This is a genomic window from uncultured Actinomyces sp., assembly GCF_963526355.1.
Lineage (GTDB): Bacteria > Actinomycetota > Actinomycetes > Actinomycetales > Actinomycetaceae > Actinomyces.
The window spans coordinates 1-8,085 of the sequence record NZ_CAUROW010000078.1; the positions used below are offsets into that span (position 1 = coordinate 1).

Sequence of the window (8,085 nt, forward strand, 5' to 3'; positions counted from 1 at the left end):
CCATGGCTGCTAGACGACGCATCGACCCCGCCGCCGGCGCTCAGGCCCTGCGCCAGTGGGCCCAGGAGCGCGACGATTCCCAGGAGGGCCCGACCAATGGGGCTACGGGCGCATCCAGCGCCGCCAGTGCTGCCGACTCCGCCAGTCCCGCCAATCGGGCCGCCCGACGCCGGGTGACCGCCACCGCCGTGCGCTACACCCTCGAGGAGCTCGCCGCCTGCGCCCCCGGGCGCTCGGTCGAGGTACGGGTCCCGCCCTTCGGTGTCACCCAGGCGATCGCCGGGACCGTCCACCGTCGGGGGACCCCGCCCAGCGTCGTCGAGACCGACGCCCCCACCTGGCTGGCCCTGGCCACCGGCCGGCTCACCTGGCAGGACGCCCTGGCCGGCGGCGCCCTGCAGGCCTCCGGCGAGCGCTGCGACCTGTCCGCCTACCTTCCCCTCATCCGGATCCCCGGGTGAGTACCAACATTTTCTTCACAGACGACGCGAATACGCGTCATCTGTGAAGAAAATGTCGATGTGTGAGGCGTGCCGGGGAATTGCGCTCGCCTGTTGGTGCCTGTTGGCCACTGCGCCGAAGGTCCGCACCGGTAGGTTCGTGCCATGAGTCGCACGCGTCTGAGCACCTACACCGCCCCGCCCGCTGAGGTCGCCCGCGCCCCGGACAGGGCAACACACCGCCCCCGTCGAACCGCAACAGCGGCCCTCACCTACCGACTAAGCCGACTCCTGGCAGGTCCCCGGGCGAGATCTGCCTGAGCAATTTCCGTAACAAATAAAGCACGAAAATCTCACCGATCAGTAATCTGAACGGTCCTTCATGCCACTTCGTCCGCCAGGAATCCGTCGGCCTGCTCGTGTGTCGTTCTTCCCGTCATAGTGCGCCAAACCTGCTGGAGCGTACGACGACGACGCATGCTCCGAGCCCACCGCCGCTACGAAGGCTTGCGAGCCTCCTATCGCATTATTAGCCTCATAACGCGCCTTTTGGGAGGTGCGCGCTGGTGCGACCCGTCTCGTGCATATCAAAGGGAGAGATCCGATATGAAGCCCGTCAACGATGTCTTGTGGTCCGGTCTTGATGTTCAAGAGCTCGAGGGGAGGGAGGAGTTCGGAGGGTACTTGAACTGTTTCTCATTATGCTTCGACTGCATCTGCTTCGACTTCAAGTGCTTCTGCTTCAGTCTCTGACTCAGCTACATCTCGTCATCGTCAACCGATTAGAATCCGCATCCGTCTCCCGGCTGTATCTGCGACATATCGTCGGGAACGGTCAGTAAATTTCACCGCCAGAGACGGGTCGCACCTCACCCGAAGCGCACATCGGTGTCCGAATCAGCACCATCTTTGCAAGCCGAACCCGTATCACCACACAGAGCACGACGGAGGATTCCATGCCGTTCCTGACGAAGTACATCAAGGATTTCCCCCTACCCTCTGGTGACACTCTGCTGCTTAACACGCTCACCAGCGCGATGGACATTGTCGATCCTCCTACCTGGGAGAAGATTCGCAGTATCTCCTCGCCAGAGAGCACTGTGACCGAGGAGGCTGAACCAAAGCTCTTCAGCTCCCTCCGTTCTCGCGGCTACGTGTTCAATGATCACCAAGATGAAGCCCGGATCCTTTCGCAGATGCGACGCGTCACGCTTAATGCTCCTTTCTCTGAGGTTCCTACCAACTTCGTGATCTGTCCATCCATGGCCTGTAATCTCAGATGTACCTACTGCTTCCAGTCTGATGCTCAGCATATCGCGTACGAGAAACTGACCTCGGCCAAGCTGCATGCAATATTCGACTACATCATAAAATGTCGCAAGGAGTACGCTGAATACCGGTGCGATCCTCGGGTTCGAAAATTCCTCGGTGACGTCGAGCCCTCGATCAGCCTATTCGGCGGAGAACCTCTCCTTCGTGCGAACCGAGACCTGGTCACCGAGGTTCTGGAGTTCGCCAGCTCCGTCCCGATGCAAGTTCGCGTCGTAACCAACGGGACCAGCATTAAGCACTACGCTGAGCTTATTAAGAAGCACATCGATATCCTTGCCTTCCAGGTGACGCTTGACGGCGCCCGTCAGTCCCACGACAGTCGCCGGATCCGTAACAGCGGCGCGGGTACCTTTGACGCGGTATGCGACGGCGTTGACCAGCTCCTCGACCTCGGCGCATTCGTCGCTCTACGCGTCAACGTCGACCGTGAGAACGTTGATGAGCTTGTTGATCTTCCGGCGGTTCTAGAGGCGCGTGGGTGGACAGGTAATGACCATCTTTTTCCGTACGCTTCCGTCGTCCAAGACTTCGCGTGTGATCGTCCTGAGCTGCTCAGGGAGAGTGAGATGCTGGAGATACTCCACGCGAGGGGCCTTTATGGGACGCCTGATGCGCTGTTCAAGCAGCTGCTCTCCACGACGATCGGATTTGTTGAGGGATTCTTCCACCAGACCGACGGGGTTCGTCCGTGGAGACTCTCATACTGTGAGGCAACCAATGGGAGCAGCTTCTGCTTCGCGCCTAACGGAACGATCACAACCTGTCTCACATATGTTGGGAGAGGGGACTGCACGATCGGTACCTTCGATGAGACCGGCGTTCATGTTGATAAGGAGCGCCTGAGTGCTTGGACCAAGCGTGACCCGTTCCGCATGCCGGGGTGCGCCGACTGCAAGTACCTTCTGCTATGCGGTGGTGGTTGCCCTGTGAAATCGCTTGAACGTTTTGAAGACATCCAGTGCAACGTCTGCTCGGACATCGAAAGAACGCTTGAGGTCTACGTGCATCAGAAGGGTGAGGAACTTGTTCGAGGATCCGCCCGCTGATCGAGGGCGTCTCGTGGCCTCGGAGGATGACGCCACGAAGTACGACTATCTCCAGCTCAAAGCCTATTCCGTCTCTGCAGAGTCAGATGATGCTGACACTGTAGTCTTCACCTTGGATGATCAAAGGCACCTGAGAGTGAAGCGCCGGGTGCTGCGCATCATGGAAGCCTTTGACGGGACGCGTCGGCTCTCCGACGTCAAGGAGGTACTGGCGCACGGCGAGACACCGGTCGTCTGCGACGACGACCAGCTTCGGGAGTTCGTCGAGAAAGTTCTCGTTGGCCGCGGCCTCCTCGTCGGAACGTCCGGACCGAAACAGGCATCACGGAGCGGTGGCCTGTGGGTCCGATTCCCTCTCGTCCACACCGATACCTTCGCTTCAGTATTCTGTTTGGGTCGTCATCTCTATAAGCCAGGCATAGTTCTGGTGAATTTACTCGCGTGCACCTTCCTGATAGTCGCGAGCGCGCTCTCGGTTTACTCTGCTGGGACCAGACTCGGCGCACTCGATAGCGGCTGGCTCGTCCTCATCTCCTACCTCTCGCTCGTGATCCATGAGTGCGGTCATGTGAGCGCGGTCTACCGCTATGGCCTGGCCGCAGGACGTGGGGGAATCGGAGTCTATATGTTCATCCCCGTGTTCTTCGTCGATCTCAGCAGTGCTTGGCGGCTTAGTGTGCGGCAACGCGTTGTCGTCGATCTCGGTGGCATGTATTTTCAGATCCTTACGACCATACCCCTGTCGATCATGGGGATTGTGTTTCATGACTCCCGATATTGCATGATGGCCCTGTCTGTTGCGTGCATGACGGCGATCAACCTTCTGCCTTTTGCCAGGCTGGACGGGTACTGGATCCTGTCTGACTCACTCGGCCTCGACAATCTCTCCACCAACACGTGGCAGGTTATCAAGGCGGCTGTGCGCGGCAGGCGTACAGGTTACGGTCGAAATTATGAGGTGGCGGCGGTGTTCTTCGCACTGTCCAGTGCCGTGATGATCGTACTGGGTTTGAGCGCCGCCTACAGCACCGTTACGCAGTTCTCGACCATTATGAGGCGACTGGGAGACGGTCTGGCGAACGTCGCCTCGGGTCGTTTCGCCGAGGGGATAACGATCCTGGACGACGTGTTTGTGACGTGTATTCCGGTAATATTTCTCGCCTTCATTATGGGGAAAATTGTGTTCGGGATTGGATCAAGATTCATTGAAGGTATTCGCGCTTCGAAAGGTCAGAGCCCATCATGATTACGCTATCGTCGGTCTCCAAGAGCTTCCAGGACGGACGTGGTTCACTTACTGTGCTCAAAGATGTCTCACTCGACATCGGGGCCGGAGACTACCTCTCCATATGCGGAAGGTCCGGCTGCGGAAAGTCCACGCTGCTCAATCTCATTGCGCTTCTTCTTCAGCCGACCTCCGGCGAGGTGCTCATCGATGGGCAGGTGACGAGCTCGCTGTCCGATGAGGCACGTGTCCGTCTTCGAGGCCTTAACATGGGAATGGTGTTTCAGAACCCCAACCTCATCGACTCCTTGAGCCCGGTTGATAACATCGCTCTAGCAATACGCGAGAAGATGTCGTCCCACGCACGAACGAAGAGAGCGGTAGAGCTCCTCGAAAGTGTCGGGCTTGCCAAGTACGCTCGCAGCAAAACGAGATCGCTTTCCGGGGGCCAGGCTCAACGCGTAGCGATTTGCCGCGCCATCGTCGGACGACCGCGACTCGTTCTGTGCGACGAGCCTACTGGCGCGCTTGACAAGGATGCTGCCCAGGCTGTTATGACGCTGCTTGAAGAACTGCGTGAGCAGGTCGGGAGCGCGCTTGTCGTGGTGACTCATGACGTGCAGCTGTGGGGGCGAGCCACTCGGTGTTATGAGATGGACGATGGGAGCCTGATCTCGAAAGGTGAGGCAGTCTCCGTCTCAGGGAAGGGAGGGCATCATGCGGCCTTCTGAGCTCTTCCGAACCTATAACGTGAATCAGGTTCGAGGTACCCGTGTCCTCTGGCTGCTCATCGCTGTGTCCACCTTGATCGCTGCGGCAGTGTCACTGGCTATCCCGCAGGTGATGCACTCGTCGAAGCAGCACGCCGACGACGTGGCCGCCAGCGCGGTGGGAGCGGACTTGCGAGTCGTGGCTCCGTTCGGTTCCGCGGCCTTTGATGACGCTCTAGCCCAGGCCCAGTCGAAGGGTGAGGCGCAGTCTGTGGAGCGTCATGGGCTGCACATGAGCTCCGTCAAGGTCGGAGACAACTACCAGCTCGTCGTCGTGGTCGATGGTGAGCAGGCGGTCGCGGCTGATGGCGCCGTTCTCAGCGCGTCATTGGCGTCAAAGCTCCACGTTGGCGTCGGAGACCGTGTCGAGGTTCGGGATACCGCACTCACAGTCGAACGGATCGAGACGGCTGGAGGTCCTGACAGTACCGCCGAGGCGTTCGGCTACATCAAGACCCGTGCCTCGGACTGGGGACCGACCTACGCGCAATCAATCCTGATCGAAAGTGGCACACCTGACGAGCTGAGCGATGAGTTGGAGGCTGCCGAGACCGGGTTTACCTACACAACCGTCTCGTCTCAGCGTGCGAAAATGGCCGAGCAGCTCGCAACGAGTTTTCTTGGGCTGAACGCCTTGAGCACGATGTGTATGCTCTCCACGGTGCTCTCCTTATTCAGCTGTGTTCTTCTTGTCCTGAGACAGCGACGGTCGCATGTCGCCATTATGCGAATGGTGGCAGTTCCCATTAGATCCATTCGTTTTGCCTTCGTGTACGAACTGATGGCGATAGTAACACCGGCGATTCTGATCGGTACGGCGCTCAGCCCGCTGGTTGCACAGTTAATCCTCGCACAGCAGGATATTCATCTCCGGCTGTCGATCGGAGTTCTTCTGGCTGGGTTCGCGTACTTTTTTCTGGTGTACTCGGTCTGTCTCTTTCTGCTCTCAAAACCGATGGTGCATATCGACGCCTATGACATCACTCGGGGTGACGGTAGTGGTGTGAGCATTCGAGTTGCTGACACGTTCACTGCGATCCTCACGTTCTTCCTGGCGATGACTTTATTCTACTGCGTGGTCATTCTGGGAGAGACCAAGATGTTCGTCTCAAGCGTGCTTGTCATGGTGGTCGTCTGTGTGTTCGGTTTTCTCGGGTGGGTGGCGATCGCTTTAACTACGCTTCCTCGATGGCGCTCTCGGCTGGTGCAGTTCGCCAGCCGGACCACACGCGCTGCGACACTGTCTACGACGTCGACCGTCGTCAGCATGGCGTTACTTCTGTGGTTCATTCTCTTCGGCTTCGGACTTGGCCCTGTGTTCAAGCAGAGCTTCAACGACAACCTTGGTGCTAAGCTCAGCTACAACTATCTGGTGGTGGAGGAGAGAGGGGTGAGTGTCGGCGAAAAGATCGATGGCGCTGACGCCGTTTCAGGGTGGACCCGTATGTACTGCGATAATGGTACGGTCGGCGATAATGGTGCCACCCATGCTGTGACGCTCGCTGGAGTAGACCGGAGTCAGTATGAGACTCCGTTCAAGAGTACGTCTGGAACAGATCTTCTCAGTCTTAACGATGGCGAGGTCCTGATCTCTGATCGTCTTTCTGATCAGCTTGGCGTTCGGGTCGGCGATACACTGAGTGTCGATCGTGGGGACGAGAAGGTAGGTTATGTTGTTGCAGGATCCTACGATTCAGGAACTGTTAACGACAACTACGTTCTGTTCCCGGTTGAAGGTGAAGTGGAGGCGCCACGGGTGCTTGATCTTGTTCAGGCCTCAGACTCGTCCTTCCTGAGTGACTTGCGGGGTGTGACCGTCGCAGACGTGTCGTCTATCGGCGAAGCATATGGATCCTTGATCACGACATTTCTTGTTCTGTTCCAGCAACTGTGTATAGTATGTATCGTCGCGATTTTCTTTTTTAATGTGAGTCTCATCGTGATGAAGTATGTCCAGCCCAAGGATCTCGTCATCTGTCGGGCTATTGGCGTGCCCCGCCGTTTCCTTGTTGGTTCCTTCATGCTTCGACAGCTGCTCTCGTTCGCCCTGAGCGCTCTCCTCGCCATCGCTCTATTCAGGTTGGTGTCGAGCGCGGTCGTCTCTCTGCTTCTCGACGCGCCGGCTAAGGTTTCGTGGAAGGAGGTCTATCTTCCCGCTTGCGCGGCAATCGTGATGGTCTTTCTTCTTTTCACGGCTTTCGAGATGTTCCAGCTACGAAGGTCTTTGAAGAGGTATGATCTTCTTCGCGCTTTTGTGTGACGGTTGGGGCAAACTGCCTGTAGGTTGTCGGATCATGAGGAGAAACAGCGGGTGGAAACCACTAGCGAACAGGCAAAGCGGTTTGATGAGGAGCTCTCGCCGGCGCGTCTCGTACCCCCGCTTGGCTGGCTCGGAATCAGCGTGCTGTCTTGGGCGGGGGTAATCGACGAATCTCTTCCGTTTCTACTGAGCCTCGTGCTGCCGCCACTGATGTGGCAGCCGTTGTGGGAGATGGTGAGGCGTGTCGCCAGCCGCTGGCGGCGGGCTCTTCTTGTTGCCGGAGTGACGCTTGCAGTCAACTTCCTCATTGTGGGACAGGTTTACCAATCCGTTGTGGTTCCCCTGATTGGTCGCGTCTGGAGCCTTGAGTCAGTCTCTTCTGCTCAGGACCAGCTCTCCTCCCAGGTGTCTGAGTCACCTGTTTTCGCGGTTGCGGTGTGTCTCTTGGGGCCGATAGTGGAAGAGCTCGTCTTCCGCTATGCAGTGCTTCGCTCTCTGCTAAATATTAGTGGTCTCTTGGGGCAAGTCGTCAGCGCTGCTCTGTTCGCTCTGTTCCACATAGGTCCCGAGCTGTTGGCCGGCGACTACTGCCAACTTATCCCGGGTGCAGGGTACTTCGCGAGCGGACTGTGTTATGGGCTGTGCTACACGAAGACCGGCAACCTCGGTGCACCGCTGCTTGCTCATATTTTGAACAATACGTTGTCGGTGGTTTGGATCATGTCGTAATCTAAGACTTGGGGGTTGTTTGTCGGGTGAGTGAGACAGTCCCTGACCTGGGTGAGATTGTGTGAATATTATGGAGGTTATTCACGGGTGTGACAGTCGCCTGTGTCTGCCCAGACCAAGGACGGTCCTCCTCGACCTGTGAACAAGTTCCCAGGTCGTCAATAATCTCAGTAAATTTCACGCTGACCTCTCCTTCTGACGCTGACCGCCGACTCGGCCCCGGTCTCGGGTAGGTTCGTGCCATGAGTCGCACGCGTCTGAGCACCTACACCGCCCCGCCCGC

6 protein-coding genes are annotated in these 8,085 nt (G+C 57.8%); all 6 read left to right on the forward strand.

Annotated elements, in window-relative coordinates:
• Positions 1–2 precede the first annotated feature (2 nt).
• The 6 genes from RWR81_RS11095 to RWR81_RS11120 all read left to right on the forward strand — a co-directional run bounded on the left by RWR81_RS11095 (position 3) and on the right by RWR81_RS11120 (position 7,802).
• Positions 3–461, forward strand: coding sequence for a sterol carrier family protein (locus RWR81_RS11095; protein WP_314457764.1), 459 nt, complete (start codon positions 3–5; stop codon positions 459–461).
• 935 nt (positions 462–1,396) lie between these two features.
• Positions 1,397–2,818, forward strand: coding sequence for a radical SAM/SPASM domain-containing protein (locus tag RWR81_RS11100; protein ID WP_314457766.1), 1,422 nt, complete (start codon positions 1,397–1,399; stop codon positions 2,816–2,818).
• Between the two features lie 13 nt (positions 2,819–2,831).
• Positions 2,832–4,064 carry a hypothetical protein gene (locus RWR81_RS11105; protein WP_314457768.1) on the forward strand — a complete coding sequence of 411 codons (1,233 nt, stop codon included), beginning with the start codon at positions 2,832–2,834 and terminating at the stop codon, positions 4,062–4,064.
• Complete coding sequence (locus tag RWR81_RS11110; RefSeq protein WP_314457770.1) at positions 4,061–4,774, forward strand: ABC transporter ATP-binding protein; 714 nt, start codon at positions 4,061–4,063, stop codon at positions 4,772–4,774. Before RWR81_RS11105 ends, RWR81_RS11110 begins: the two co-directional genes overlap by 4 nt.
• On the forward strand, positions 4,761–7,073 hold the full coding sequence (locus RWR81_RS11115; RefSeq protein WP_314457772.1) for an FtsX-like permease family protein: 2,313 nt from the start codon (positions 4,761–4,763) through the stop codon (positions 7,071–7,073). Before RWR81_RS11110 ends, RWR81_RS11115 begins: the two co-directional genes overlap by 14 nt.
• 51 nt (positions 7,074–7,124) lie before the next feature.
• Complete coding sequence (locus tag RWR81_RS11120; RefSeq protein ID WP_314457774.1) at positions 7,125–7,802, forward strand: CPBP family intramembrane glutamic endopeptidase; 678 nt, start codon at positions 7,125–7,127, stop codon at positions 7,800–7,802.
• Positions 7,803–8,085: the final 283 nt, after the last annotated feature.

Excerpts from the sequence above, each read along its gene's own strand:
- RWR81_RS11110 (WP_314457770.1), top strand. The coding sequence starts at position 4,061 with ATGATTACGCTATCGTCGGTCTCCAAGAGCTTCCAGGACGGACGTGGT.
- RWR81_RS11095 (WP_314457764.1), top strand. The coding sequence starts at position 3 with ATGGCTGCTAGACGACGCATCGACCCCGCCGCCGGCGCTCAGGCCCTG.
- RWR81_RS11100 (WP_314457766.1), top strand. The coding sequence starts at position 1,397 with ATGCCGTTCCTGACGAAGTACATCAAGGATTTCCCCCTACCCTCTGGT.
- RWR81_RS11115 (WP_314457772.1), top strand. The coding sequence starts at position 4,761 with ATGCGGCCTTCTGAGCTCTTCCGAACCTATAACGTGAATCAGGTTCGA.